The organism is Cupriavidus respiraculi (genome assembly GCF_914271545.1).
GTDB classification, from domain to species: domain Bacteria; phylum Pseudomonadota; class Gammaproteobacteria; order Burkholderiales; family Burkholderiaceae; genus Cupriavidus; species Cupriavidus respiraculi.
Genome location: NZ_CAJZAH010000002.1, coordinates 691,476 through 717,813, shown reverse-complemented (window position 1 = coordinate 717,813; position 26,338 = coordinate 691,476). Strand labels below are relative to the sequence as shown.

Here is a 26,338-nt window from a genome sequence, read left to right as displayed (position 1 = left end):
TTCGGCTCAGCCGGTGGTCCCATCGACCGGATCGACATGGCCCGGGGCGCGGTTCAGCAGCAGCGTCCGCCGATCGGCGCTCAACGACAGGTAGCGCTCGTAGTGGCGCAGGATGTCCGCGATGATCTCCTCGCTGCGCAGGTACTGGATGTCGTAGCCCTCGCGCCCGTCCTCGAAGAACGTGATGGGCTCGTACACGTGGGAGCGGCGCTCGCTCGGTTCAGCGGCCTCGCGCACGAGGAAGGCCGGCAGGGTCCGCCGTACCGGCTTGGCGCCATAGACAAAATCGCGCAGACCCTCGACCGGAATGGTCAGGCGCACGCCGCCATCGCCGTCTTCGTCGTGGTGCACGGCTGACGTCACGCCGCGGTGGCGCAGTTCTTCGCTGACATCGCGCAGGGCGGGGAGGACCGTTTCGCGCAGGAACCGACGCACGTCGCGCTCGTCCGGTTCATGCACGATCTGCGCGAGCCGCTTCCGCCAGTGCTGGCCGCTCCAGAAACTGGTGGCCGGGGCCAGTTCCTGCGAGTAGTGCGCCCGGTCCGCCAGCAGGCCGCGCCACAGGCCGTAGCACAGCGCCAGCATGATCAGCGCGACCGGCAGCGCTGCAACTAGCGTCATGGCCTGCAGGGCCTTGAGGCCGCCGGCCACCATCAGCACGGCCGCGGTCACGCCCAGCACCGCCGCCCAGAACAGCCGCTGCCATGCCGGGGACTGCGTGGCCCCGCGCGAGGCGATGGTGTCGATCACGAAGGCGCCCGAATCCGCCGAGGTCACGAAGAAGATCGATATCAGGGCGATGGTCAGCCACGACAGGGCGCCAGTCAGCGGCAGGTAGTCGAAGAAGCGGAACAGCAGCGCATCGACGTTGGTGGCCGACTGCGCCAGCGCGCCGGCCGCGACATGGGTGTCGAGCCAGATCGCACTGTTGCCGAACACCGTCATCCACAGCAGATTGAAGGCGGTCGGCACGAGCAGCACGCCGACGACGAACTGGCGGATCGTGCGCCCGCGCGAGATCCGCGCGATGAACATGCCGACAAAGGGCGACCAGGAAATCCACCATGCCCAGTACAGGATGGTCCAGCCGCCGAACCAGCCTGGCTCGCGGGTAGGTTCGTAGGCGTAGGTGCGGAACGAGAGATCGATCAGGCCCGACAGATAGTTGCCGATATTGTTGCTGAGTGCTTCGAACAGGAACAACGTCGGACCGCTGGCAACGACGAACGCGAGCAGCACGAACGCCAGCACCAGATTGGTCTCGCTGAGCCGGCGCACGCCTTTGTCCAGGCCCGTGGCCGCCGAGATGCCGGCCAGCGAGATCACCACGGCGATCAGGCCGACGCGGAACACCGAGGAGGACGTGTCCCAGCCCGCCACGTCGCCCAAGCCGGCGCTCAGTTGCAGCACTCCGTAGCCCAGCGTGGTCGCAATGCCGGCGATGGTGCCGACCACGGCGAACGTATCGACCGCATGGCCCAGCACGCCGTCGATCCGCCCGCGCAGGATCGGATAGAGCCCGGAGCGCAACGTCAGCGGCAGGTTGTAGCGGAAGCCGAAGTAGGCCAGCACCAGCCCCATCACGCCGTAGACGGCCCAGGCATGGAAGCCCCAATGGAAGAAGGTCATCTGCATGGCCTCCCGCGCGGCGGCGGGCGTGCCCGGGTCGGCCAGCGGCGGGTTCAGGAAGTGTTGCATCGGCTCGCCCACGCCGAAGTACATCAGCCCGATACCCATGCCGGCGGCGAACAGCATGGCGGTCCACGACAGAAAGCTGAATTCCGGTTTCGCGTCGTCGGGCCCGAGCTTGATGTCGCCGTAGCGGCTCGATGCGATCAGCACCAGGAAAACGAGGAACAGAGTGACCGCCAGGGTGTAGAACCAGTCGAAGTGGCTGGTGACCCAGGCCTGCGCGCCGGAGAAGAAGGCATCGGCGCGTTGCGGCAGGAATGTGCACAGCGCCAGCAGCGCGCCCACCAGGAGCAGGGCGGGCACGACGACCTGCATGTCGAAGGTCGTGCGGGACGGGGCGGAAGGCGGGGTGGCGGGGGAATCGGGAGGCGGGGGCGCGGCGGCAGCGGAGTCTGCGGCGCGGGAATCAGTACGCGCGGGATTGGCGGTGTTGCGTGGGTGGTCTGGCATGATCGGAATCCTCATGTTGGCCAGCCCGGCCAGGCCGAGCGACATTGCCGCGCCGGCGCGCAATGGCGCCGACCGCGGCAATACGAAGCGGCATTATCCCACCCGACTCCGCATCGGCCCGCCCGCTATCCCGATTCGCAACGTCGAAAGACGCGGCACACCTATTTCGACAGCACCTTCATCGTCTGCTCCAGCCCCGCGATGGTCACCGGATACATCCGCGACTTCATGATCTGGTTGATCACGGTGATCGATTGCCGGTACTGCCACAGGCCCTCCGGCTCGGGGTTCAGCCAGACGAACTTCGGAAACTGCTCGATCAGCCGGTTCAGCCAGACCGCGCCGGCTTCCGGATTGTTGTATTCAACCGAGCCGCCCGGCTGCAGGATTTCGTAGGGACTCATCGTGGCATCGCCGACGAAGATCACCTTGTAGTCGGGCGTGTACTTGTGGATCAGGTCCCAGGTGGCAATCTTCTCGGCGTGGCGGCGGCGGTTGTTTTTCCACACGTAGTCGTAGACGCAGTTGTGGAAGTAGTAGTACTCCAGGTGCTTGAACTCGGTCTTGGTCGCCGAGAACAGTTCCTCCACGCGCTTGATGTGGTCGTCCATCGAGCCGCCCACATCCATCAGCATCAGCACCTTGACCTTGTTATGGCGCTCGGGCCGCAGCTTGATGTCGAGCAGACCGGCATTGGCCGCGGTGGAGTGAATGGTGTCGTCCAGGTCCAGTTCGGTGTCCGCACCCTCCCGCGCGAAACGGCGCAGCCGGCGCAGCGCCACCTTGATATTGCGCGTGCCCAGTTCGACCTGGTCGTCGTAGTCCTTGTAGGCCCGCGTCTCCCACACCTTGATCGCGGTGCGGTTGCCCTTGGACGGGCCGCCGATGCGGATGCCCTCGGGGTTGTAGCCGCCATGGCCGAAGGGCGAGGTGCCGCCCGTGCCGATCCACTTGTTGCCTCCCTCGTGCTTTTCCTTCTGCTCCTCCAGCAGCTGCTTGAGTCGCTCCATCAGCTTGTCGAGCCCGCCCATGGCCTCGATCTTGGCCTTTTCCTCGGCGGACAGCTCGCGCTCGAGCGTCTTCTGCAGCCAGTCCAGCGGGATATCGGACTTCCAGTCGACCAGGTTTTCCACGCCCTTGAAATACGCGGCGAAGGTCTGGTCGAACTTGTCGAAGTGCTTCTCGTCCTTGACCAGCGTCATGCGCGACAGGTAGTAGAACTCGTCGATCGACGGCGAGATGACCTGTGCCTTCAGCGCTTCCAGCATGGTCAGGTATTCCTTGACCGAGACCGGCAGCTTGGCGTGGCGCAGCGAGAAAAAGAAATCGATCAGCATGGTCCGTTCTCAGGGAAGCTGGGAGAGGGCGCGGCGGGCCGACCCTAGCGCGGCGTTTCCAGCCGGTGGTGCAGGTGACGCTTCACGGCCAGCCACTCGCACGCGATGATGGAGAACACCACGGTGTCGCGCAGCGTGCCGTCCGGCATCACCTGATGGCTGCGCAGCACGCCATCCTGCTTGGCGCCCAGGCGGGCGATGGCGGCGCGGCTCTGGTGGTTCATCCAGTGCGTGCGGAATTCCACCGCGATGCACCGCAGCTGCTCGAAGGCGTGGGCGAGCAGCAGCAGCTTGCACTCGGTGTTCACGGCCGAGCGCTGCGCGCTGGCCGCATACCACGTATGCCCGATCTCCAGCCGGCGATGGGTCTCGTCGACATTGAACATGCGCGTGGCGCCCACCACCGGGCCGGCCACGCCATCGCGCACGCGCCGCACCACGAACGGCATGGCACCCAGGCGGTCGCGCTGGTCCAGGGCCGTCTCGATCCAGGCTCGGGTCTGGTCGGGGGACGGGACGGACGTGTACCACAGCTTCCACAGCTCGCCGTCGGCCGCCGCGGCGCGCAACTCGTCTTCATGCGCGGCGGTCAGCGGCTCCAGCATCGCGTGCCGGCCTTCCAGCACGACGGGTTCGATCAGGCGGGTCATGCAATGGCTCCGGGTCGGGGTCCGATCAGCGGTTGGCGCGGTTCATGAAGACCAGGCGCTCGAACAGATGCACGTCCTGCTCGTTCTTCAGCAGCGCCCCGTGCAGCGGCGGAATGGCGGCCTTCTTGTCCGGGCTGCGCAGCGCCTCGGCGGGAATGTCCTCGGCCATCAGCAGCTTGAGCCAGTCGATCAGCTCCGACGTCGAGGGCTTCTTCTTCAGGCCGGGCAGGTTGCGCATCTCGTAGAACGACTCCAGCGCCGCGGACACCAGTTCGCGCTTGATGCCCGGGTAGTGCACGTCGACGATGCGCTGCATCGTCTCGGCGTCGGGGAACTTGATGTAGTGGAAGAAGCAGCGGCGCAGGAAGGCGTCGGGCAGCTCCTTCTCGTTGTTCGACGTGATGATGACCAGCGGACGGTGCTTCGCGCGGATCAGCTCCCGGGTCTCGTACACGTAGAACTCCATGCGGTCGATCTCGCGCAGCAGATCGTTCGGGAATTCAATGTCGGCCTTGTCGATCTCGTCGATCAGCAGCACCACCGGCTGATCGGCCTCGAACGCCTGCCACAGCACGCCCTTGACGATGTAGTTGGCGATATCGTGGACGCGGTCGTCGCCCAGTTGCGAATCGCGCAGCCGGGAGACCGCGTCGTACTCGTACAGGCCCTGCTGCGCCTTGGTGGTGGACTTGATGTGCCACTGCAGAAGCGGCATGCCCAGGGCGGCCGCCACTTCCTCGGCCAGCATGGTCTTGCCGGTGCCCGGCTCGCCCTTGATCAGCAGCGGGCGCTGCAGCGTGCGTGCGGCGTTGACGGCCAGCTTCAGGTCGTCGGTGGCGACATACTGGTCGGTGCCCTCGAAACGTGCGGCGGGCGCTGTGGCGTTGGCTTGATTGGACATGGGCAGCCTGGAGGTTTGCGAGTCGGGAATGGGCCAGTATAAAAGAGCTTTTCCGTTCGCGGGCGCGGGAGGCGGTCCGCTGGACTGCCACGTGCCGGCTGCTGTACAATGCGGCGGTTTGACGCGCCCCCACGTCTAGCCTTCCTCCCGGCCGCCCGGTTCCCACTCGGCGCCGTTCCGGAGGCCGGCGATCACGAGAGATGCTTCCTGCAGAGGCCGAAGGCTCCGCCCGGAGACGCGGTGTCTCGCCGTGAGATCCATGTCTGGTTGGATGGGCAGGTCACGCAGCGTTTAATACTTCCAATCAGCTACGAAAATGAAAAAGCTCCTCACGATGGTGGTGCTGGGCGCGACCGCGATGGCCGCCCAGGGCCAGGAAGTCAAGGGCAATGTAGACGCCGCCAAGGGTAAGGTCGCCATGTGTATCGGTTGTCACGGCATCCCCGGCTACCGTGCGTCGTTCCCGGAAGTGTACGAAGTCCCGATGCTGGGTGGCCAATCCGCGAAGTACATCGAAAACGCGCTGAAGGACTACCAGAAGGGCAACCGCAAGCACCCGACCATGCGCAGCATCGCCGCGACCCTGAACGATCAGGACATCGCCGACGTGGCCGCCTACTACGCGCAGCAGAAGTCCGGCACCCCCGACAATAAGCAGAAGTAAGAGGATTCCCTGACATGAAGACGCTCAAGACGCTTTCGTCCGCGCTCGGCGCACTCGTGCTGGGTGCCTCCGCGATGCCGGCCTTCGCCGCCGACATCGCCGCCGGCAAGGCACTGGTCGAGAAGGGCAACTGTGTGGCCTGCCACGGCGCCAACATGAACACGCCGATCACGCCGGACTACCCGAAGCTGGCCGGCCAGCACGCGGACTACCTGTACCACGCGCTGGTCGCGTACCAGATCTCGGGCAACCCCCAGGTCGGCCGCGCCAACGCGATCATGCAGGGGCAGGTCAACGCCAACCCGGGCGTGACGGACAAGAACGGCAAGCCCCGTCCTTTCACCCGTCAGGAACTGAAGGACATGGCCGCCTACATCCATTCGCTGCCTGGCGATCTGGTGATCAAGAAGTAAGCTGGCTGCAGTCCGTCGAAAACGAGAAAGCCGCTTCGTGAGAAGCGGCTTTTTTGTTTGACCGGAAGCGGGGCGCTCGTAGCCCTTTCGATATCGTCGCCGCCTTGTCGCGAACGTACCGCGCTGCTTCGACGTGCTGGGCGTGCGCGAATACGATGCCGTCTTCAGGCAGATTCGGAGGCGGTTGTGCCAACTATTAGCGTGTTCTTTGGTATCTTCGTGAGCATGTACTGGCGCGACCATGATCCGGCCCATTTCCATGCGCGCTATGGCGATCGCGAAGCGATCATCCGAATCGATACGCTGAAGGTCCTGGCCGGCTCCCTGCCACCGCATGCGCTCGCCCTGGTAGTGGAATGGGCATCCATTCACCGGGCGAAGCTCAAGGAAAACTGGCGGCTTTGCCTGCAGCATGCCCACCCTGAACCGATTCCTCCGCTGGAGTGAGACATGATCCCGTGGCACGTAGCCAAACTGAAAGTCTTGCCGGGGCACCGCCTGCAAGTGACCTTTGCCGATGGTCTGCATGGGACGGTCGATATGTCCCACGATGACTTCAGCGGCGTATTTGCGCCGCTGGCGGATGAAGCCTACTTCGCGCTGGCTACGCTTCGTGATGGCGTTGTCGTGTGGCCGAACGGCGCCGACATTGCGTCTGACGCCATCTACCAGGAGGTCGCGGCCGGACAGGCGAACGGGGCGGCGCGGCGCCAAGACAGCGGTCCATCGACCGCAATGTGGCGCTAAGCCCGATCAGTTCCCGCTGCCCTTGGCAATCCGGCGAGCCTTCACCGCGTTGGCCAGCGTCTCCAGCACCTTGGCGGAGTCGTCCCAGCCGATGCAGGCGTCCGTCACCGATTGCCCGTAGGTCAGGTCTTCCACGGGCATGCCCTGCACGTGGTCCTGGCGGCCCGCGACGAGGTGGGATTCGACCATCACGCCGATGATGCGGTCGTCGCCTGCGGCCAGCTGCCGGCCGATGTCCTCGCAGACGCCGATCTGGTTCTCGTGTTTCTTGCTGCTGTTGGCGTGCGAGGCGTCGATCATCAGTTTCGCGGCCAGGCCGGCCTTGGCGATCGCGTCGCAGGCTTCCTGCACGCTGGCCGCGTCGTAGTTGGGCGCCTTGCCGCCGCGCAGGATCAGGTGGCAGTCTTCATTGCCGGAGGTCGAGACGATGGCCGAATGGCCGCCCTTTGTCACCGACAGGAAGTGGTGGGGCTGCGAGGCGGCCTTGATGGCGTCCACCGCGATCTTGACGTTCCCGTCGGTGCCGTTCTTGAATCCCACCGGACACGACAGACCCGAGGCCAGTTCGCGGTGCACCTGCGATTCCGTCGTGCGGGCGCCGATCGCGCCCCAGCTCACCAGGTCGGCGATGTACTGCGGGCTGATCATGTCGAGGTATTCGGTGCCGGCCGGCAGTCCCATTTCGCTGATGTTGAGCAGCAGTTCGCGGGCGGTGCGCAGGCCGTCGTTGATCTTGAAGCTGCCGTCCATATGGGGATCGTTGATCAGCCCCTTCCAGCCCACGGTGGTGCGCGGCTTTTCGAAGTACACGCGCATCACGACTTCCAGTTCATTGGCGAAGCGGTCGCGCTGCACCTTGAGCAGCTTGGCGTACTCGAGCGCGGCGCGGGTGTCGTGGATGGAGCAGGGGCCGATGATGACGATCAGCCTGTCGTCCATGCCGTGCAGGATCCGGTGCATCGCCTGGCGCGCGCCGTAGATCACGTCGGACGCTTTCTCCGAGCAGGAGAATTCGCGAATCAGGTGCGCCGGCGGCAACAATTCCTTCAGTTCGCGAATGCGCAGGTCGTCGGTGTTCTTCAGCATGATGGCTCCAGGGTCTTGTGAGGTCTTGAGTTGTTCGGTTCGGGTATTCGGGTATTCGGGTGTTCGGGTATTCAGGGCACGGCGATAAAAAAAGCCGCCAGGGTCGCTGGCGGCTTTTTTGCAATCTTGGGGGCGCTTACGATCGCCCCTCTCCATCCGCCAGCGGTGTGAGATCGCTAAAAAAGTAAAAGTAAAACTTGGCGGACATGAATCGAGGCGGGTACGAAGTTCGTTGTTGCGCTAGGTGTTCCATGGACAGCAGCAGTGGAATCTGCCGCCGAACCGGGAGAAAACCGGCTTCGCCGACGCGGTGGCGCCTGGCGAAGCCACTTTATAGCGGGTTTTGCCGGCCTTGGCAAGCGCCGGCTTCCCGCATTTGCGACATCAGGCGGTGCCGCCGACCGTCATGTTCTCGATCCGCAGCGTCGGCTGGCCGACGCCCACCGGCACGCTCTGGCCTTCCTTGCCGCACACGCCCACGCCGGAATCCAGGCGCATGTCGTTGCCGATCATGGTGACGTCCTTCAGCGATTCGGGCCCGTTGCCGACCAGCGTCGCGCCCTTGACCGGCGCGGTGATCTTGCCGTCTTCGATCAGATACGCCTCGCTGGCCGAGAACACGAACTTGCCGTTGGTGATATCGACCTGGCCGCCGCCGAAATTGACCGCATAGAGGCCGCGCTTGACGCTGGCAATGATCTCCTGCGGATCGCGGTCGCCGTTGAGCATGTAAGTGTTGGTCATGCGGGGCATCGGCAGCGCGGCGTAGCTCTCGCGGCGCGCATTGCCCGTGACCGGCATCTTCATCAGGCGGGCATTGAGCGTGTCCTGCATATAGCCGCGCAGGATGCCGTCCTCGATCAGCGTGGTGCACTGGGTGGGATTGCCCTCGTCGTCCAGGTTCAGCGAGCCCCGGCGGTCGGCCAGCGTGCCGTCGTCGACCACGGTGACGCCCTTGGCCGCCACGCGCTCGCCCAGCCGGCCGGCGAAGGCCGACGAGCCCTTGCGGTTGAAGTCGCCTTCCAGGCCGTGGCCGATCGCCTCGTGCAGCAGCACGCCGGGCCAGCCCGGGCCGAGCACCACGGTCATCGCGCCGGCCGGGGCGGGGCGCGCCTCGAGGTTGACCAGCGCGGAGGCGACGGCCTCGTCCACATACTGGCGCAGCAGTTCGTCGCTGAAGTAGCCGTAGGCGTAGCGTCCGCCGCCGCCCGAGGTGCCGATCTCCCGGCGGCCGTTCTGCTCGGCGATCACGGTGACGGAGACGCGCACCAGCGGGCGCACGTCGGCGGCCATCACGCCGTCGCTGCGCGCGACGAGCACTACGTCGTATTCGCCAGCCAGTCCCGCCATCACCTGCACGATGCGGGGGTCCTTGGCGCGCGCCATCTTTTCCACGCGCTCGAGCAGGGCCACCTTTTCCGCCGCAGGCATCGATTCGAGCGGGTCGTTGGGCGTGTACAGGTTGCGCCCGGTCTGCGAGGCCATCGCCCCGGCCACCTTGGTGCGGCCGCTGCCGATGCGGCCGATGGTGCGGGTGGCGGCGCCGGCTTCGAGCAGGGCCTCGAGGCTGATGTCGTCGGAATAGGCGAAGGCGGTCTTGTCGCCGGAGACGGCGCGCACGCCGACGCCCTGGTCGATATTGAAGCTGCCCGACTTGACGATGCCTTCCTCGAGGCTCCAGGCCTCGCTGCGGGTGTACTGGAAGTACAGGTCGGCGTAGTCGACCCGATGCGTGAAGATGTCCGCCAGCACGTGCTGCAGCTTCGCTTCATCGAGCCCATAGGGCGTGAGCAGCAGCTGCTGTGCGGTGGCGAGATTGCGAATTCCGAGTTCGCCGGCGTTCATGGAGGTCCTTTGTATCGAATCGGCGGCGCCGTCGCGGGTCAGCGACCGGTGCGGCGACGCCTGGGGTATTGAGGGCACATGCTACAACACACGATGGCGCAGTGCCGGAAGGTTCTGCCTGACATCGGCGAGCCGGGCGGTGTCGAGCACGCCCGCCACCACGCCTTCGCCCTCGGGCAGCACGGCCAGCACCTCGCCCCAGGGATCGACCAGCATGGAATGTCCCCAGGTGCGGCGGCCGTTTTCGTGCTTGCCACCCTGGGCCGCGGCCAGCACATAGCACTGGTTCTCGATGGCGCGGGCGCGCAGCAGGATTTCCCAATGCGCCTGTCCCGTGGTGTAGGTGAAGGCGGCGGGCATCAGAATCAAGCTCGCGCCCTCGGGGCCGCCCAGGTTGCGGTACAGCTCGGGGAAGCGCAGGTCGTAGCAGACCGACATGGCCACCTTGCCGCACGGCGCCTCGAAGGTGACCGGCGTGCGGCCGGCCAGGATGGTGCGCGATTCGTCGTATTGCTCGGTGCCGCGGGTGAAGCCGAACAGATGGATCTTGTCATAGCGCGCCACCCGTTCGCCGCGCGGGTCGAAGGCAAGCGAGGTGTTGTAGACCCGGGCGTCGTCGTCGCACCACATCGGCAGCGTGCCGCCCACCAGCCATATCCGGTGCCGCCGGGCCGTGTCGGCGAGGAAGCGCTGGATCGGCCCGTCGCCGTCGCGCTCGCGGATGGCGACCTTGTCTGACTCCTTCATGCCCATCATGCAGAAGTACTCGGGCAGCAGCACCAGTTCGGCACCATCGCGCGCGGCTTCGTCGATCAGCGCCCCGGCGCGCTCCAGGTTGGCGTCCAGGGAGACCCCGGTCACGGTCTGGATGGCGGCGACGCGGAACTGTCCCGGGGCGGGGCCGGAAGGAGAGGGAGCGGTCATGGCATTCCTCGGTGGCGGAAAGGGGCGGAACGGGGCGGAAAGGGGCGAAGGGGGCAGCGGTCGGGCCGGCGGTCGGGGTGCTATCCCTACTGCACCAGCGATCGCTCGCCCGGTTCGCGGATCCTGGGCTTATTGTCGCCCACTTTGGTGACGCGCGGATTCGCCCAGCCGCCGCTCACGCGATAGTGCTGGGTGAAGGCCTTGGAGAATTCGTCGGCGAACAGCAGCTGCGCGGCCAGCGTGCCGATGCCCAGCACCGGATTGACGAAGGCCGCCGCCACCGACGCCGAGGTGGCATTGATGCGTGGCACCAGCGCCACCTCGAGGTCCTGCGTCTCGCGCGGAATATTGGCCGAGCCGGTCATGGTGGCGCTCACCTGCGGGCTCTTGAGCCGGAAATCCTGCGTGCTGGCGATGCCGTTCTCGATCGTGCTGGTGGCGCTGACCTCGTCGAACACCAGCCCTTCGCCCGCGATGCCGCGGAAGTCCAGCGTGGCGATGCGCATCAGGCCCTGCAGGCTGAGCACGCCCAGCAGCTTGGCGGCGCCCGGCTCCACGGTCAGGATCTGGCCGTTTTCCAGGTTCATCACCAGCCTGCCGTTCAGCGTGGCGTAGTCGATGGACAGCGGCGAGCCGATCCACGCCACGCGTCCTTCGAGCTTGCCCTTGCCGTCGCGCAGCGTATGGGTCATGCCCATGCGGTCGAGCACGTCCCCGGCGTTGCGGATGGCGAGCTGGAAGCTGAGCAGCGTGCGCCGCTGCGCCACCGCCCCTTCGCGCACGCGGCGCGGCACGCGCCAGCTGCCGGAGCCCGTCAGGGTGGCGCCGGGCTGGTCGATGACCAGCTTTTCCAGCGTCCATACCGGCTCGCCGCCGTCCTGGGCGCTGCGGGCCTTGACCTCCAGCCGGCCCAGATCGTGGCCGCGCAGCTGGAAGTGGTCGGCGACGAGATCCATGGTCGGCAACTGGTCGATGTTCTGCGCGAGCGCGTCCACGACATTGCTTTCGTCCTGGCTGTCCGGAATATTCAGCCGCGACAGGCGCATCGTCATCGCGCCGGCCGGGTTGGCCGCGTCCTCGCGCCACTGCATCGCGCCGGCGATCTGACGCGAATCGAGGCGGAACTGCCAGCTGCCGCTCTCTGGCGACGAGCCGCGGTTGGCCTCCAGCGTGACCTCGTCCAGATCGCGGCCGAAGGCGCGCAGGGTGCGCGAGCGGGCGGTGATGCGGTCCGGCACGAACGCCATCGCCGGGTTGTCTCCGCGGCCATGGTCGTTGCCCGTGCTGCCGCCGCGGGCCGCGCTGGCGCTGCCGGCGCCCGGTGTGCCGATGCCGGCCACCACGGCGCGCCACGCGTCCAGGTCGAAGCGGTCCATCGTCAGCGCGGCGCTCACGCCGCTGGCCGGCATCGAGGCGGTCTGCTGCATGCCGATGGCGCCGGACAGGACTTCGACCCCGTCGGCGCCGCGCCTGAGCAGATAGCGCGCGTTGAGCAGGCCGCCATATTGCATCGCCAGTTCGCTGTTGCCGGCGCGGCCCGGCACCGGGCGCAGGTCCAGCCGCAGCGGCACGGCCTGCGCCGCCGGCTTGGCGAGCGGCTGCGGCAGATGGATAGCCATGCCGTTCAGTTCGGAGCTGATCGAGATCTGCGGCTGGCGGTCGTGCACGGTCACCACCGCGCTGTAGGCGGTGCCGCCCTCGAACTGCTTGCCGATCTGGCCGAGGGGGGAGGCGGCCAGCGCCTCGCCGATGCCCTGGCCCGTGACCGTGCCGCCGGCGGTGACGCGCACCGTGCCGTCCGGCTGGGTGCCGCCGCTCAGGCGCACGTCCCCGCCGAGGAAGCGCGCCCGCACGTTCTCCAGGCGGAAGGTGCGTTCGTCGAAGGCGATGGTGCCGCTCGCACCGCCGATGGCGGGCGCGCCGGGCGCCAGCATCAGGTCTGCGCCGGCCAGCCGGAACTGCCCGCTGACCCGGGTCGCGTGCGCGTCCGAGATCGGCATGTCCAGCTTCAGCTTCAGTTCGGCATTGCCTTGGGCGCGCGCGTCGGGGCTGGGGTGGCCGACCCATTCCCGCACCGGGCTGGTGGCGGCATAGCGCAGGAAGCCATGCATCGCGCCTTCGGCCATGCCGTCGAGCAGCAGGCGGCCGTGGCTGTCGAGTTCCGAGATGCGGCCGTTGACCTCATGCAGCGTCACGCCGGCAATGCCTCGCACCGTGGCGCGGTTCGCGACGAACGACATGGCGGAGCGCTCGAACAGCAGCTTGCCGTCGATGCCTTCGAACACCGGCCACGCGGGCTGGCCGGCCGACGTGGTTTCATGGGGCGCGATCTGGTAGCTGACCTGGTGCACCGGTACGTCGACGCGGAAGTCTCCCGCCTTGGCGTAGTCGCCGTGAAAGGGGAAATGCTGGAGGTCGCCCTTGACCAGGAAAGTCACGTCGCGTGCTTCGCCGCCGACCAGCGCGCCGTGCAGGTAGCGCCGGGTGCCGCCCGGAATGTGCAGCGGCAGGTAGCGCGGCACGCGGCTGGCCTGCGCGCGGGACAGTTCGCCCTTGAGGTCGGCCAGCCCGGCGGCGCCGTCGCCGCCGCTGCGCCAGGTGCCGCGGAACGTGCCGGCGGTGTCGGCATTGGCAAAGCGCACGCCGTCGGTGGACACGATCCACTGGTCCTTGTCATGGCGCCATGTCAGCTCGCCGCCCAGTTCGTCGAACGACAGCCGCGGCTCCTCGAATACGCCCGGGAACACCAGCGTGGCGCCGTTGCCCTCGAAGCGCGCCGTGCCCTGGCGGTCGTCGAAGCGAAAGCTCCCCGACAGCCCGCTGAAGCCGGGCACGCCGGCGTGCGGGCGGCCATCGTTGCGCGCCTCGGCCGGCTGTTCGCGCACGGAGACGTTGCGCAGCGTCCCCTGCACGCTGTAGTCCTGCCTGCCGTCCTGCCGGTTCAGCAGCCCGCCGCGGGCGCGGGCCCAGCGCATGTCGAGATTGTCGATATGGCCGGACGGCTGCAGCGCGCGTAGCTGCCGGGCGATGGACATCTCGACGGGCAGGGTCGCGGCGACCGCCCGCGCGGTGTTCAGGTCGAACGACGGCGCCTTCAGGGAGAACTTGCGCAGCTCGCCGCGCCCGTCCAGGGCCCAACCGATCGTGACCTTGCGCATGCCCTCGCGCCAGGCCGCCTCGCTGGCAGGCGCGTTGCCGGCCGCACCGTCGCGCGTGCCCGGCTCCCATAGCAGCGTGTCGATGGTCAGCACGTTGTCGCCCGCGCTGTTGGCGTTGTGCAGCAGCAGCGCCTGCACGTTGGCGAGCTGCAGCGCCTCGCTGGCGCCGTCGAGCCGCAGGTCGATGCCGCTGCCGCGCAGGCGCAGCTGGCTGCGCGCCACGTTGCCATCGCTGAAGGCGATGGTGCCGTCCGTGCTCAGGACGCCGCTATCCACCTTGTCGAAGATGGCCAGATAGCGCTGCGCGGCGGCAAGCCGGAGCTGCCCGAAGTTCCAGCTTGCCATGCCGTTCCAGTTGCGCCAGTTGCCGGCGCTGGTCAGGTAGGCATTGCGGAAATCGGCCTGCATGACGAGCGGCTGCGGGGACAGGGTCGGCGAGCGCGCCTCGAGCTTGACCGTGTGGCGCGCGCCTTCGCGGCGGGAGAGGAGATGGATGTCGCCGACTTCGAGCAGCGGCAGGCTGTGCTTTTCGTCGAGCCAGCGTACCTTGCCGTTGACGAGGTCGACCTTGCCCTGCGCGAGCAGCCAGTCCAGAAAGCGATTGTCGCGCGGCGCCGCGCCGACCGGATCGAGCGGCATCCCGGCCACCAGCATCCTGCCTTGCGCGGTACGGCGGATCAGCAGGTCGGCCCGGTCGGCCGACAGCGCGGCGAACTGCAGGTCCAGCGTCAGCAGGGAGCGCCAGGACAGCTGCCCCTCGATGTGGTCGGCCGCGAGCAGCACGCGCCGGTCTGCGTCCACCACCTTGACATCGCCGGCACGGAAGGCGGGATGCCAGCCGTCCCACGAGGTCGCGAGCGTGCCGATGGTGAAGCTGGCCGACAGCGCCGCGGAGCCGCGCTCTTCCAGCCATGCCTTCGCGGTGGATGCCTGCGGCCAGAAGACGAAGCGCACGAGCAGCAGCGCGACGACGATCAGGCCGAGCAGCGCGAGCGCCACGCGCACGAGCGCGCGGGCGAACGCACGCCACCCGGGATGGCGGGCGCAGGAAACGGTCTTGCGGATCAGTCGGTGGTAGATGCCCCGCGCCGCGGCCATGCCGCCATGGCGCGCGGACGTGCCCGTGCCGTCGGCAGCGGAAGCAGCCTGGGGGGAGCCGTCGTTCGCCTCCTTCCGGCCGGTGCCCGGAGTGGACGCGGCGGGCGCGTCGACGGGGCCGTCGGAGGGCGGGAGGGCGCGGCTGGACATGCGCAGATTATCCGACAATACTAGCCGCTCTCCAATTTGGTGCGTGGGCCGTGCGCGGCCGGCGCCACGGCTATCAAGCGGTGCGGGCAGAGCCGGCGATCCGCGCTTCAAGTGACAGGAATGACTTCTTCAGATTCGGCGAGTTCCCCCGCCCCCGCAAGCAATATGTCGGACCGTGAAGACGTCGCGCCGACGGTCTTCGATATGCGCAGCGGCCCCCATGCCACGACGGCGGCTATGGGGCTCGTCCCGGTGGCGGGCGAAAGCGGGGCATTGTACTCGCCCGCCGGCTCCAACTACGTCAGGCGCATGCTCCAGGCCAGGCCAGAAATGGCCGCCGTGGTGGCGGCGGCCAGCGGCCAGCCGCTGACGCGCGCGTGGATGGACGAACGGCTGGCTGCGCTGCGCGCGCCGTCGGCCGATGTGGAAGACGCGCTCAAGCAGGCGCTGCGCCGGCTGCGCGCCGAGGTCCTGTGCGTGGTGATCGAGCGCGACCTGCGCGGCGATGCGACGCTGGCCGAGGTCACGGGCGCCATGACCGATCTTGCGGAGCTCGCCATCCAGCACGCCATCGCCGTGCTGACGGAGGACATGGCGCCCGGCTATGGCCGTCCGGTCGGCGAGCACAGCGGCGAGACGCAGGAGCTGGTGGTGGTGGGCATGGGCAAGCTCGGTGGCCGCGAACTGAATGTGTCGTCCGACATCGACCTGATCTTCCTCTACGACGAGGACGGCGAGACCGCCGGCGGACGGCGCAGCCTGTCGAACCACGAGTACTTCATCCGCCTGGGCCGGCGCCTGAACAACGTGCTGGCCGACGTGACCGCGGACGGCTACGTGTTCCGCGTCGACATGCGCCTGCGTCCCAATGGCGATGCCGGGCCGCTCGCATGCAGCTTCGGCATGCTGGAGGAATATCTGGTGGTGCAGGGGCGCGAGTGGGAGCGCTATGCCTGGATCAAGGGCCGCGTGGTGTCGGCGCTGGACACACCCCATGCGCAGCGCACCGCGAAGATGCTGGAGCGCCTGACCACCCCTTTCGTGTTCCGCCGCTATCTGGACTACGGCGTGATCGCGGCGATCCGCTCGCTGCATGCGCAGATCCGCGCCGAGGCGGCCAAGCGCAGCGGCGGGCTGGCCGCGCACGGCGTCAACCAGCGCTCCTTCAACATCAAGCTGGGCCGTGGCGGCATCCGCGAAATCGAGTTCATGGCGCAGGTATTCCAGCTGATCCGCGGCGGCCAGGACCCCGCGCTGCGGGTGCGCCCCACGCTGGAGGTGCTGTCGGTCGCCGTCGAACGCGGGCTGCTGCCGGCGGGGCAGGCCGAGCAGCTGGCCGACGCTTACCGCTTCCTGCGCCAGCTGGAGCACCGCCTGCAATATCGCGACGATGCCCAGACCCATCACCTGCCGACCACGCCGGAGGAGCAGCAGGCCGTGGCGCTGCTGATGGGCTGTCCCGACTGGGACGCGTTGCTCGCGCGGCTGGCCGCGTTGCAGGACCCCGTCGCGCAGCAGTTCGAGGCCACCTTCTCCGATCCGGAGGAGGGCCACGCGCCGGCCGAGGCGCTGTGGCCCTCGCTGGTCGAGGAGGACGAGGACGAGCCCGCCTGCGAGCGGCTGGAGAACGCCGGCTACCACGACTGCGCCGGCCTGCTCGATCGCCTGCGCGCCACCGCCGGCTCGGTCCGCTACCGGGCCCTGACCGAGCAGAACCGCGCGCGCTTCGATCTGCTGGTCAATCGCGCGCTGGAGCTGGCGGCGCGGCAGGGCGACGCCGACCGCACGATCACGCGCTTTCTCGATTTCTTCGACGCGATCAGCCGGCGGGCCTCCTATCTGTCGCTGCTCTCCGAATACCCGCAGGCGATGGAGCGCGTCGCCCACACGCTGCATGCGTCGCGCTGGGCGGCCGCCTACCTGACGCGCCATCCGCAGCTGCTCGACGAGCTGCTCGACAGCGAGGCACTGGCCGGCGCGCCGGACTGGCCGGCGTTCCGCCAGCGCCTGTCCGAACGCATGGCCGCCGCCCACGGCCAGGTCGAGACGCAGATGGATATCCTGCGCCGCGAGCACCATGCCGAGACCTTCCGCATCCTGCTGCAGGACCTGCAAGGCATGCTGACCGTCGAACAGATCGCCGACCGCCTGTCGGACCTCGCCGACGCCGTGCTGGACATCACGCTGGCCGCCGTCTGGCAGCAGCTGCCGAACCGGCACCGCGAGGTGCCGCGCTTTGCCGTCATCGCGTACGGTCGGCTGGGCGGCAAGGAGCTCGGCTACGCCTCCGACCTGGACATCATCTTCCTGTACGACGACGACCACGACGGCGCGCCGGAGATCTACGCCGCCTTCGCGCGCAGGCTGATCACCTGGCTGACCACGCATACGGCGGCGGGCATGCTGTTCGACGTGGACACGCGGCTGCGGCCCAACGGCGCGGCGGGCATGATGGTCACCAGCTTCGCTTCGTTCCAGCGCTACCAGCGGCGGCAGGGCGACAACACGGCCTGGGTCTGGGAGCACCAGGCGCTGACGCGCGCGCGGTTCGGCGCCGGCGACACGGAACTGGGCGCGCGCTTCGAGGCACTGCGCAACGAGGTCTTGTGCCAGGAGCGCGATGCCGCGGCCCTGCGCGACGAGATCGTCGCCATGCGGCGCAAGGTGGCCGAGGGGCATCCGAACCACGGCACGCTGTTCGACCTGAAGCACGACCGCGGGGGCATGGTGGACATCGAGTTCACCGTGCAATACCTCGTGCTGCTGCACAGCCGCGCCCATCCGGAGTTGACCCGCAACGCGGGCAATATCGCGCTCTTGCGCATGGCCGCGACGCTGGATCTGATCGATGCGGGGCTGGCGGCCGCGGTGGGCGACGCCTATCGCACCTTCCGCGCCCGCCAGCACCAGCTGCGCCTTGACGGGCAGGCGCAGGCGCGGGTGCCGGTGGATACCGTGGCCGTACAGGCGGAACAGGTGCGCGCCCTGTGGCGCGCGGTCTTCGGTGACGCCTGACGCGACGCCGGCGCCCGGGGCTTACCGTCGGCGGGTGGTCGGCACGTTCGCCGCGATCGGCGCCGTCGTCCTGCTGTCGTCGCTCTTTACCTTCGTGCCGTGGCTGCACGCCCACGGCCTGTACCTGCGCGATGCGGTCACGGGCCACGGCGGCAGCGGCCAATGGTGGCGCTTGCTGACGGCCATGTGGGTGCACGTCAATGCCGCCCACTGGCTGGCCGATGTGCTGGCCGCCGCGGGCCTGCTGCTGCTGGTCGGTCGCGAGACACGGCCGGCCGCCATGGTCGCGGCGATGGTGGTGCTGGGCGTCGCGGTACAGGTTTGCCTGCTGTTCGTTCCCTCGGTGCACTGGTATGGCGGACTGTCGGGCGCGCTGCACGGCCTGGCGCTATGGGGCGGCTTGCGCCTGATGCATGGCGATGCCGGTTCGCGCCCGATCGGCGTGGTGCTGACCATTGGCGGACTGGTCAAGGTGTGGCTGGAACAGTCCTGGCTTGCGCCGGTGGTGTTCGATCCGGACTGGGGATTCGGCGTGGTGCGCGGCGCCCATGCCGCCGGCGCGATCGCCGGCTTTGCACTGTGGCTGCTGCAGCAATGGTGGGCCCGGCGCCGGCCCGCCCCGGCCGCCTGAGCCGGGGGACGCGTCAGTTCGCGCGCGAGCGCCGGTAGGCCAGCCCGGGGAGCCCGGCCAGCAAGCCGGCCAGCGCCAGCAGCGCCGCGAGCCATGGCGCCGCCGCGCCGCCGCCGCCGCCGTCGTCCACCACCGGTGCGCCGCCGCTACCACCACTACCACCGTTACTGCCGCCGGCCGGTGGACTGCCGGTAGCCGCGAGGGTTACCGCGCCGTTGGCGTCGAGCATGCCCGTGCCGCAAACGCCGGGGTTGCTAGCCTGCGTGCAATACGTGCCCGACGGATGCGGCCGGGCCGTCGATGCGAGCGCGTTGATGACCTGCGGCGTGGTCAGCTCGCTGCGGGCGGCCAGCATCAGCGACACCACGCCGGAGACCATCGGCGCGGCGAAGCTGGTTCCCGCCGAGTTGGTGATGGTGTAGTCGCCGAGGCTCGTGGTGCCGGTGTTGGACAGCGTGCGAATCAGGGACACCGGTCCGCGGCAGGTGCCGTCGGGCTGGACGCTGCTGTTGCCGCAGCCGCCACCGGGAGCACTGAGCGTGATCTGCCGCCCGACGCTGGCATAGCTGGCGTTGTCGCCATCGTTGGCATGGGCCGTGACGGCCACCACGCCGCTGCAGTCAGCCGGTGCCTCGGGCGCGCCGGCATTGTTGCCCGCCGCGGCCACCACCACCACGCCGCGCGCCGCCAGGTCGTTGACGGCCTGCTGTTCCACCGACGTGCAAGTACCGCCGCCGAGGCTGACATTGACGACGCGGGCGGGCGTGGCGTTCGCCGGCACGTCCGGCACCGGCAGGCCCGCGGCCCAGCGCATGCCGTCGACGGTGTCCGACAGCAGCGCGCCGCAACGGCCCGAGACGCGTACCGGCTGGATGCGCGCGTTCCAGTCCACGCCGGCGATGCCCTGGCCGTTATTGGTCAGTGCGCCCAGCACGCTGGCCACGCGTGTGCCGTGCCAGCTGTTGACGGTGGCCTGGGCGATCGGCGTGCTGGATCCCGGGCAGACGTGGCCCGCCGGCGCAAAGTCGCCGGCATCCGTCGGGTCCGCGTCGCGTCCGTCGCCGTCGAGCGAAATGTTCACGTCGGCGATGAAGTCGTAGCCCGGCACGAACCGTGGGGCGAGATCGGGATGGGGCAGGTAGCCGGTATCGACCACCGCCACCACCACGCCGCCGCTGCCTTGCGTGCGGTCCCAGGCGGGCGGCAGATTGGCCGCGCCGCGCAGCTGGCCCGGCGAGCCCAGGTAGGGCTGCGCCTTCGCGAACTCGGGATCGTTGGGCACGGTATCGTGCAGGCGCAGCCAGCGGTCCGGCACCACGTCCGCCACGCGCGGATCCTGGCGCAGGCGTGCCGCGGTCGCTTCGATCTCGGCGCGGCCAGCCGTGCCCACGCCCTTGGCCAAACCCAGCAACTGGAAGTCGCCGCCCATCCGCCGCCTGACGGCCAGGTCCACGCCGGTGGTGTCGCGCACCTGCCGCATGCGCTCGGCCTCGGCCGTGATCGGGCCCGTGGTAGCCGCCGTGGTCGAGCCCGGCTCGCGCCACCGCACGATGAAGTTGCCGGTGTAGACCGGCGCCGGACGCGCGTCCGGTGCGGGCGCGGCCAGGGCCACCGGCGCCACCGCCAGACAGGCGGTGGCGGCCAGCGCGGCCATCAATGTGCAGATCAGCGGGGCGGGGGTGGTGCGGGAAAGGCGGGACGATGCGGCCGGCAAGATCGGGCGTGGCATGGGCGGGCTTCCTCTGGCGTGCCGGGGCGGCGCCCGGCGCGATCATCGTTCGGAGCGCTCACGATACACCGGAATATTGCTTGCCCGATACCTCGCCGGACCTATTGGCGGGCACGCGCCATTGCATTCGTGCGTGCCGCCGGGACTCATCCGCTGACCGGCCGAAGGCCCGCGATCACTTGGCTGGCATGTCGCGGCCGATGGGAAACTGCCGGCTCGGCGCCCGCAGGTCGTCCGGCTCGGCCATTGCCACGCGCGGCACGGTGCGCAGCGTGGCCACCGCCTGCGCCATGTCGGCGTCCGGCGCCGGCGAGATCGCGGTGACCAGCCACACGCCGCCGGACAGCGGGCGCTTGACCACGTAGCGGATCGGCCCGGTGGCCGCCTCCAGCAGGCGCCCCGCCTCCAGCGACGTGGTCACCTCGGGCGGTTCGAAGCGCACCATGATGTCGCCAATGGAACGGTCGTCCGTGATGCTGCCCGCCGGCGGCGCCAGCGGCTTGCGTTGCGACTGGCAGCCGGCGAGGGCGAGGGCGCCGAGGACGGCGCCGGCCAGCAGCAGCCGCGCCGCGTTCCTGTTGCCATGCCGCGCGGCGCGGCGAACGGCGCGCGGCATGTCCGGCGAAGGGTTGGCGGTAAACATGAAAGGCTCCGTGTCAGTGACGGCCGGCGGCGGCCGCTTGGGTATCGGTGAGGCGGGCGGCGCGCCGGCTAGCTGGCCGCGCGGCGCGAGCGGCGCGGCTCCTTGGCGGCGCCGCTGCGGCGTGCCCCCTGGGCCAGGCCCTGCGCCAGCATTTCCTCGGCGTGTTGCAGCGTCGTCGCGGTGACCGTGGCGCCGCCGAGCATGCGCGCGGTTTCGACCACGCGGCCAGCGGCGTCGAGCAGCTTGATGCGCGACCGGGTGACGGAGTCCTTGCCGTCGCCGGTGGTCTCCTTGCTGACCAGCAGATGGCTGCCGGCCTGCGCCGCGACCTGCGGCAGGTGCGTCACGCACAGGACCTGGCGCGCATTGCCCAGTTCCTGCAGGCGGCGCCCCACCACTTCGGCCACCGCCCCGCCAATGCCGGTATCGACCTCGTCGAAGATCAGCGTCGGCGTGGGCGCGGCTTCGCTAGTGATGACCGAGATGGCCAGGCTGATACGCGCCAATTCGCCGCCGGAGGCGACCTTGGCCAGCGGTCGCGCGCTGACGCCGGCATGGCCGGCGACCAGGAATTCGACCTGTTCCAGCCCGTGGCTCTGGCCTTCCTCCAGCGGATGCAGCGCCACCGAGAAGCTGCCGCCGGCCATGGACAGGCCCTGCATCGCCTCGGTCACCGCCACGCCCAGCGCGTCGGCCGCTTCCTTGCGGGCCCCGCTCAGATGCTGCGCCAGTGTCAGGTAGGCGGCGCGGGCCGCCGCTTCGCGCGCGGCGATCTTGTTGATGTCCTGCGCCGACTGCAGTTCGTCGAGTTGGCGGCGCCGGTCCAGCAGTTCATCGGGCAGCTGCTCGGGCGGCAGCCGGTACTTGCGCGCCGCGGTGTGCAGCGCCTGCATGCGAGCCTCGACCTCCTGCAGGCGCTCCGGATCGAGCTCGAGCCGGTCCACGTAGCGGCTCAGGCTGTGCGCCGCTTCCTCGGCCTGCACCTGGGCGGGCTCGAGCGCGGCCAGCACGTCCTGCAGCGCGGGATCGACTTCGGCCAGCTGGCGGACCTTGTGGATGATGCCGCCAAGGGCGGACAGCAGCGAGCCGTCGGCCTCGGACAGCGCGTCCAGCGCGGCGCGGCTGCCGTCGATCAGGCCGGCGGCATGCGACAGGCGGTTGTACTCGGCCTGGATCTCTTCCCATTCGCCCGGCTGGGGCGCGAGCTTGTCCAGCTCGCCCACCTGCCATTCCAGCCGTTCGCGCTCTAGCTGCATCTCGCGCGACTGGCGCTCGACCATCTCCCGCTGGCGCACGCACTCGCGCCACGAGCGCCAGGCCTCCGCCACCGCGGCGGCCTGCGCCGTCAGGCCGGCATGCGCATCGAGCAGCAGGCGCTGCGCGTCCGGGCGCAGCAGCAGCTGGTGCGCGTGCTGGCCGTGGATGTCGACGAGCTGGTCGCCGACCTCGCGCAGCTGCGTGAGCGTGGCGGCGGTGCCGTTGATGAAGGCCTTGCTGCGGCCGTTGGCGTCGACCGCGCGGCGCAGCAGCACCGTGTCGTCGTCGCCGTTCAGTGCATGCTCGGTGAGCCAGGCGTCCAGCGCCGGGTGGGTGGAGAAGGTGGCGCTGACGCTTGCCCGCGCCGCGCCTTCGCGCACCACGCCGGCGTCGGCCCGCTCGCCGAGGACCAGGGCCAGAGCGTCGATCAGGATCGACTTGCCCGCGCCGGTCTCGCCGGTGAACACGGTGAAGCCGGACGAGAAATCCAGGTCGAGGCTATCGACGATGACGAAATCGCGGATGGACAGACTGCGCAGCATCTTGGGCGACGGATTGGCGGTAAGCGGTTTCGGGCGGTGGCGAGGCGGCGCCTGGCGTGCGGCGTGGAAGCTGACGCATCGCCGGCGGGGCGTACCTAGAGACGGTTGTCCTCGGTCGGATACTCGTGCCAGTGCAGTTTCTTGCGCAGCGTGGCGTAGTAGTTGTACCCGACCGGGTGAAGCAGGTTGATGGTCTTGGCGGCGCGGCGTACCACGATGCGGTCGCCGGGCAGCAGCGAGGTCAGCGACTGCATGTCGAAGTTCACGCTGGCGTCGCGCGCTGTGGCAACCTCGATCGATACCTCGGCGTCGTGCGGCAGCACGATGGGCCGGTTGGACAGCGCGTGCGGGGCGATGGGCACCAGCACCAGGCCCGACAGCGTGGGATGCAGGATCGGACCGCCGGCGGACAGCGCGTAGGCCGTCGAACCGGTCGGCGTCGACACGATCAGACCGTCCGAGCGCTGGTTGTACATGAAGTAGCCATCGACCGACACGGCCAGTTCGACCATCCCGGAAATGCCCGAGCGGTTGACCACCACGTCGTTGAAGGCCAGCGCCGAGAAGATGTCGGCGCCGTCGCGCACCACGCGGGACTCCAGCAGCATGCGCGTCTCGCACTCGTAGCGGCCCTGCAGCATTTCGGGCAACACGTTGTGGACGTCTTCCAGCGGGATGTCCGTCATGAAGCCGAGCCTGCCGTGATTGACGCCGATCAGCGGCACGTCGAAGCCCGCCAGTTGGCGCGCCAGCCCGAGCAGCGTGCCGTCGCCGCCGAGCACCACGGCCACGTCGGCCTGCCGGCCGATTTCCTCGGCGGACAGCGCCGGGTAGTCGGTCAGCCCGGTGGCCAGCGCCGTCTCGCGCTCGAAGACCACGTCCTGCCCGTTCTTCAGAATGCACGAGGCAAGGTTTTCCAGCGGTCCTTCGATACCGGCGGTCGAGTACCTGCCGATCAGGGCGACCGTGCGAAAGGGCGCGCCCGGGGCGCTGGACTTGGGAGGGGCGGACATGCCGGGATTAGACCATACCGCCATGACCATTGTCAGCAAGCCGGGCGGCGGCCCTTGCCAGCGGCGCACCGACAGCCGGAGGGCGCAAAACTTGCGTAAAATCGGGGCACCATGGACGAACGCGCGAAAACCCTTCTGAAGACCCTCATCGAGCGCTACATCGCCGAAGGGCAGCCCGTCGGGTCGCGGACCCTGTCGAAGTATTCCGGCCTGGACCTGTCGCCGGCGACGATCCGCAACGTCATGTCCGACCTCGAGGAAATGGGCTTTATCGCCAGTCCGCATACGTCGGCGGGCCGCATTCCCACGCCCCGCGGCTATCGGCTGTTCGTCGACAGCATGCTGACGGCGCAGCCGCTGGATGGCGACCGCACGGCGCTGGCCGGCCGCATCCAGGGCGAACTGGGCGGCCAGCAGCAGGGGCCCCAGCGCATGATCTCGGCCGCCGCGCGAACGCTGTCCAACATGTCGCAGTTCGCCGGCGTGGTGATGACCCCGCGCCGCGCGCAGTCGTTCCGGCAGATCGAATTCATGCGGCTGTCCGAGAAGCGCATCCTGCTGATCATCGTCACCCCCGAGGGCGATGTGCAGAATCGCATCATCCAGACCGAACTGCCCTATACGCCCTCGCAGCTGGTCGAGGCCGCCAATTTCATCAACACCCACTATGCCGGCATGCGCTTCGACAAGGTGCGCGAGCATCTGCGCGGCGAACTGCAGGCGCTGCGCATCGACATGTCGCAGCTGATGCAGGCGGCCGTGGAGGCGGGCAGCACGGTGATGGACGAGGACGACGACCATGTGCTGATCTCGGGCGAGCGCAAGCTGCTGGAGGTCGAGGACCTGGCGTCGAGCATGGACAAGCTGCGGCGCCTGTTCGACGTATTCGAACAGAAGACCAGCCTGCTGCAGCTGCTGGACGTGTCCAGCCATGCCGAGGGCGTGCAGATCTTCATCGGCGGCGAGAGCCAGCTGGTGCCGCTGGAGGACATGGCCGTCATCACGGCGCCCTACGAGGTCGACGGCAAGATCGTCGGCACGCTCGGCGTGATCGGGCCCACGCGGATGGCTTACGATCGCGTCATTCCCATCGTGGACATCACCGCGCGGCTGCTGTCCAGCGCGCTGAGCCAGAACTAGGCGGCGGTGGCCAGGGTCACAACGACGGCACGCTCGCCCGGGGATCGTCCCACTGGCACGGCGCGGGCCCGCAAGGCCGGCACATGCGCCGTCCCCCCGCGCGCCGCCCGCCGCATCGCCTTACCGGAAACTACATGACGTTCAGCCAAGAACCGGCTTACCACCACGGCCAGGCGCCGCGGACCGCGATCCTGCTGGTCAACCTCGGCACGCCCGACGCCCCGACGCCCAAGGCGGTGGGGCAGTACCTGAAGCAATTCCTTTCCGATCCGCGCGTGGTCGAGATTCCCCGTGCCGCCTGGCTGCCACTGCTGCATGGCGTCATCCTGCCGTTGCGCTCGCGGGCGTCGGCAGTCAAGTACGAGTCGATCTGGCTGCGCGAGGCGCACATGACGGGCTCGCCGCTGCTCGTCTATACCGAGCGCCAGGCCCATGCGCTGCAGCAATTGCTGAACCAGGAGGGCCACGAGGTCACGGTCGCCTGCGCGATGCGCTACGGCAACCCGTCGATCGGGTCGGTGCTGGAGGCGCTGCGGCGCCAGGGCACCGAGCGCCTGCTGATGGTTCCGCTGTATCCGCAGTACTCCGGCACCACGACGGCGACCGCGTCGGACGAGGTGTTCCGGGTGCTCGGCCAATGGCGCAACCAGCCGGAGTTCCGGCTGGTCAAGCATTTCCACGACCATCCGGCGTATCTCGGCGCGCTGCACCAGCAGGTCGGCGCGTACTGGGCGCAGCATGGCGCCCCGGACTTCGCGCGCGGCGACAAGCTGATCCTGTCGTTCCACGGCGTGCCCCGGCGCACGCTGGAGCTGGGCGATCCCTACCACTGCGAGTGCGTCAAGACCGGCAGGCTGCTGGGCGAGGCGCTCGGCCTGCAACCGGGGCAGTACCAGGTCACGTTCCAGTCGCGCTTCGGCAAGGCCGAATGGCTGCAGCCCTACACGGCCCCGACGTTGCAGGAACTGGGCAAGGTCGGCACGGGCCGGGTCGATGTGTTCTGCCCCGGCTTTCCGGCCGATTGCCTGGAGACGCTGGAGGAAATCGCGATGGAAGGGCAGGCCGAATTCAAGATGGCGGGCGGCAAGGAGTTCCACTACATCCCGTGCCTGAACGACAAGCCGTTCTGGATTACGGCGCTTTCCGAGATCTGCCTGCAGCATCTGCAGGGCTGGCCGCTGCGGCTGCCCCATCCGCACGAGCTGGAGGCGCGGCGCACGCTGGCGCAAACCCGGGGCGCCGCCGCCTGAGCG

Annotated in this window: 20 protein-coding genes; 8 read left to right on the top strand and 12 right to left on the bottom strand. The window is 68.7% G+C overall.

Features of this window, described 5'->3' with window-relative positions; all coding sequences use genetic code 11:
• Positions 1 to 6: 6 nt before the first annotated feature.
• From LDO27_RS11095 to LDO27_RS11080, 4 genes are all read right to left on the bottom strand, one after another.
• Positions 7 to 2,007 (bottom strand): BCCT family transporter, encoded by a 2,001-nt coding sequence (locus tag LDO27_RS11095; RefSeq protein ID WP_224042524.1) that lies wholly within the window; start codon positions 2,005 to 2,007, stop codon positions 7 to 9.
• Positions 2,008 to 2,303: 296 nt separating this feature from the next.
• Entirely contained in the window at positions 2,304 to 3,479 is a 1,176-nt protein-coding gene (locus LDO27_RS11090; RefSeq protein WP_224041789.1) for a vWA domain-containing protein, read from the bottom strand.
• A 44-nt stretch (positions 3,480 to 3,523) separates the two neighbouring features.
• Positions 3,524 to 4,129 (bottom strand): GNAT family N-acetyltransferase, encoded by a 606-nt coding sequence (locus tag LDO27_RS11085; RefSeq protein ID WP_222201427.1) that lies wholly within the window; start codon positions 4,127 to 4,129, stop codon positions 3,524 to 3,526.
• 25 nt (positions 4,130 to 4,154) lie between these two features.
• A complete protein-coding gene (locus LDO27_RS11080) occupies positions 4,155 to 5,030 on the bottom strand; it encodes an AAA family ATPase (RefSeq protein ID WP_224041787.1) in 876 nt (291 codons plus the stop codon).
• A gap of 316 nt (positions 5,031 to 5,346) precedes the next feature.
• Here LDO27_RS11080 and LDO27_RS11075 point away from each other — a divergent pair, with 316 nt between their 5' ends.
• The 4 genes from LDO27_RS11075 to LDO27_RS11060 all read left to right on the top strand — a co-directional run bounded on the left by LDO27_RS11075 (position 5,347) and on the right by LDO27_RS11060 (position 6,854).
• Entirely contained in the window at positions 5,347 to 5,694 is a 348-nt protein-coding gene (locus LDO27_RS11075; RefSeq protein WP_222201425.1) for a c-type cytochrome, read from the top strand.
• Between the two features lie 14 nt (positions 5,695 to 5,708).
• Positions 5,709 to 6,107 carry a c-type cytochrome gene (locus tag LDO27_RS11070; RefSeq protein ID WP_222201424.1) on the top strand — a complete coding sequence of 133 codons (399 nt, stop codon included), beginning with the start codon at positions 5,709 to 5,711 and terminating at the stop codon, positions 6,105 to 6,107.
• A gap of 186 nt (positions 6,108 to 6,293) precedes the next feature.
• A complete protein-coding gene (locus LDO27_RS11065) occupies positions 6,294 to 6,554 on the top strand; it encodes a DUF4160 domain-containing protein (RefSeq protein ID WP_224041785.1) in 261 nt (86 codons plus the stop codon).
• A 3-nt stretch (positions 6,555 to 6,557) separates the two neighbouring features.
• Positions 6,558 to 6,854: a DUF2442 domain-containing protein gene (locus LDO27_RS11060; RefSeq protein WP_224041783.1), complete on the top strand. Its 297-nt coding sequence runs from the start codon at positions 6,558 to 6,560 to the stop codon at positions 6,852 to 6,854.
• A 6-nt stretch (positions 6,855 to 6,860) separates the two neighbouring features.
• Here the strand turns inward: LDO27_RS11060 and aroG are convergent, their stop codons facing one another.
• The 4 genes from aroG to LDO27_RS11040 all read right to left on the bottom strand — a co-directional run bounded on the left by aroG (position 6,861) and on the right by LDO27_RS11040 (position 15,115).
• Positions 6,861 to 7,940, bottom strand: coding sequence for a 3-deoxy-7-phosphoheptulonate synthase AroG (gene aroG / locus LDO27_RS11055; RefSeq protein ID WP_222201421.1), 1,080 nt, complete (start codon positions 7,938 to 7,940; stop codon positions 6,861 to 6,863).
• A 384-nt stretch (positions 7,941 to 8,324) separates the two neighbouring features.
• Complete coding sequence (gene tldD, locus LDO27_RS11050) at positions 8,325 to 9,785, bottom strand: metalloprotease TldD (protein ID WP_224041781.1); 1,461 nt, start codon at positions 9,783 to 9,785, stop codon at positions 8,325 to 8,327.
• A gap of 81 nt (positions 9,786 to 9,866) precedes the next feature.
• On the bottom strand, positions 9,867 to 10,709 hold the full coding sequence (locus tag LDO27_RS11045) for a carbon-nitrogen hydrolase family protein (RefSeq protein ID WP_224041780.1): 843 nt from the start codon (positions 10,707 to 10,709) through the stop codon (positions 9,867 to 9,869).
• Positions 10,710 to 10,795: 86 nt separating this feature from the next.
• Positions 10,796 to 15,115, bottom strand: a complete 4,320-nt coding sequence (locus LDO27_RS11040) for a YhdP family protein (RefSeq protein ID WP_224041778.1) — start codon at positions 15,113 to 15,115, stop codon at positions 10,796 to 10,798.
• Positions 15,116 to 15,352: 237 nt separating this feature from the next.
• Between LDO27_RS11040 and glnE the strand changes: the two genes are divergently transcribed.
• Positions 15,353 to 18,130, top strand: a complete 2,778-nt coding sequence (glnE, locus tag LDO27_RS11035; RefSeq protein ID WP_456064376.1) for a bifunctional [glutamate--ammonia ligase]-adenylyl-L-tyrosine phosphorylase/[glutamate--ammonia-ligase] adenylyltransferase — start codon at positions 15,353 to 15,355, stop codon at positions 18,128 to 18,130.
• Complete coding sequence (gene rrtA, locus LDO27_RS11030; protein WP_377747104.1) at positions 18,120 to 18,761, top strand: rhombosortase; 642 nt, start codon at positions 18,120 to 18,122, stop codon at positions 18,759 to 18,761. The genes glnE and rrtA overlap by 11 nt, the downstream gene beginning before the upstream one ends.
• A gap of 13 nt (positions 18,762 to 18,774) precedes the next feature.
• Here the strand turns inward: rrtA and mprA are convergent, their stop codons facing one another.
• From mprA to LDO27_RS11010, 4 genes are all read right to left on the bottom strand, one after another.
• The gene (gene mprA / locus LDO27_RS11025) at positions 18,775 to 20,490 is read right to left on the bottom strand and encodes an MprA protease, GlyGly-CTERM protein-sorting domain-containing form (RefSeq protein WP_224041775.1); all 1,716 of its coding nucleotides are present in this window, start codon (positions 20,488 to 20,490) and stop codon (positions 18,775 to 18,777) included.
• Between the two features lie 175 nt (positions 20,491 to 20,665).
• A complete protein-coding gene (locus LDO27_RS11020; protein WP_224041773.1) occupies positions 20,666 to 21,133 on the bottom strand; it encodes a hypothetical protein in 468 nt (155 codons plus the stop codon).
• A gap of 68 nt (positions 21,134 to 21,201) precedes the next feature.
• Positions 21,202 to 22,932, bottom strand: coding sequence for a DNA repair protein RecN (recN, locus tag LDO27_RS11015; protein ID WP_224041772.1), 1,731 nt, complete (start codon positions 22,930 to 22,932; stop codon positions 21,202 to 21,204).
• A gap of 95 nt (positions 22,933 to 23,027) precedes the next feature.
• Complete coding sequence (locus tag LDO27_RS11010) at positions 23,028 to 23,945, bottom strand: NAD kinase (RefSeq protein ID WP_222201414.1); 918 nt, start codon at positions 23,943 to 23,945, stop codon at positions 23,028 to 23,030.
• 111 nt (positions 23,946 to 24,056) lie between these two features.
• Here LDO27_RS11010 and hrcA point away from each other — a divergent pair, with 111 nt between their 5' ends.
• Both hrcA and hemH read left to right on the top strand, forming a co-directional pair.
• Positions 24,057 to 25,085, top strand: a complete 1,029-nt coding sequence (gene hrcA, locus LDO27_RS11005) for a heat-inducible transcriptional repressor HrcA (protein ID WP_222201413.1) — start codon at positions 24,057 to 24,059, stop codon at positions 25,083 to 25,085.
• A gap of 134 nt (positions 25,086 to 25,219) precedes the next feature.
• On the top strand, positions 25,220 to 26,335 hold the full coding sequence (hemH, locus tag LDO27_RS11000; protein WP_222201412.1) for a ferrochelatase: 1,116 nt from the start codon (positions 25,220 to 25,222) through the stop codon (positions 26,333 to 26,335).
• The last annotated feature ends 3 nt before the right edge of the window (positions 26,336 to 26,338 follow it).